General features: G+C 34.9%; 1 protein-coding gene and 1 pseudogene. One reads left to right on the top strand and one right to left on the bottom strand.

The genetic code is table 11. The features are described from left to right. Positions 1 to 66 precede the first annotated feature (66 nt). Positions 67 to 654: pseudogene (locus DYY66_RS02990) on the top strand (radical SAM protein); the annotation flags it as partial. On the opposite strand, the gene DYY66_RS02985 reads toward DYY66_RS02990, so the two are convergent. After that, positions 647 to 985: a hypothetical protein gene (locus tag DYY66_RS02985; RefSeq protein ID WP_166286091.1), complete on the bottom strand. Its 339-nt coding sequence runs from the start codon at positions 983 to 985 to the stop codon at positions 647 to 649. The pseudogene DYY66_RS02990 and the gene DYY66_RS02985 sit on opposite strands and share 8 nt — an antisense overlap. Positions 986 to 1,109: the final 124 nt, after the last annotated feature.

The following is a 1,109-nucleotide window of genomic DNA, read 5'->3' as shown; positions in this document are numbered from 1 at the left end:
TGAATGGGGTTGGGTTGTCAGAGAAGGTGCTAGGATATTAAATGAGAATCATTGGTTCCCAGCAGNAATGAAAAATGGCTTGCCACAAACCTAGGAATTGAATCTGTTGCACCAAGAATGGTTAAGAAACATCTTGGTGTAAAAACAAAACCATTTTCTACAGATGAATGGGGTTGGGTTGTCAGAGAAGGTGCCAGGATATTAAATGAGAATCATTGGTTCCCGGCAGCAACTATCATAATTGGTTGGCCAGACGAGACGCCTGATGAAACTCAATACACTATAGATTTGATTGAAGATTTCAAGCAAACAAGAATGCGTGGTCTTGTTGCTCCCTTGTTGTATCAAGACTTTAATGAAAAGAATTCCATGCACTTTGGTAACCTCAATGAAGCTCAATTTACATTATTCTGGAAATCTTGGGAACACAATCTACGAGTCATTAATGATATAATACCTATAATTATTAGAAACAAAACTTTTGGTCCTCCAATGAAACTTGTCATGTATGGCATGATCAAAGCCGGAACATGGGCAATAATGCGCTATCTAAGAGGTTTGTCTAAGGATCTGTTCAATGGTACACTTCCAGAAGATATAATGGAAAAATATACTAGAAGCAGATCCGTAAATGCTCCTTCTTACACTAGATAGATTTTTTCTCTAATATTCTAATTGCTGCGTCTGCAATGGTATTTGATTTAGGGGTCAGGACCACAAAATAGATCTTGTCTGATCTTTCTGCAGTTTCTACACTCTTGAATTTTTTTAGATTCATGTCAAACTCTAATAACTTTCCATCAAGTTTTCCTTTTACATATATCATCAAATATGAATTTCCTGAAGCTGGGGTCAGAGGTATTATTGAAAAAATGTATCCTTTGTACGAGTTTACTGGCAATATATTTTTCATTGGCGGGGCCATTGTTGACATGGCAATAAATATGTCTTCAGCAGAATCAAATTCTTCAAATTCAAAATCCATTATTTATCTTTCATTGGTCTTGTATAATAATCTATAATCTGTGTATATGTCAATTAAAATACGTACTAGTATTTTTTGGTTGTACTTCTAATTGTGGTTGATTTAGTTGTAGAATTTTGTTCTT

This window comes from Candidatus Nitrosotalea sp. FS, assembly GCF_011319475.1.
Taxonomy (GTDB): domain Archaea; phylum Thermoproteota; class Nitrososphaeria; order Nitrososphaerales; family Nitrosopumilaceae; genus Nitrosotalea.
Note: the sequence above shows the minus strand (reverse complement) of the source record. Positions and strands in the feature narration are given on the sequence as shown.

Coding starts and splice junctions, on each gene's coding strand:
- DYY66_RS02985 (WP_166286091.1), bottom strand. CDS start 985: ATGGATTTTGAATTTGAAGAATTTGATTCTGCTGAAGACATATTTATT.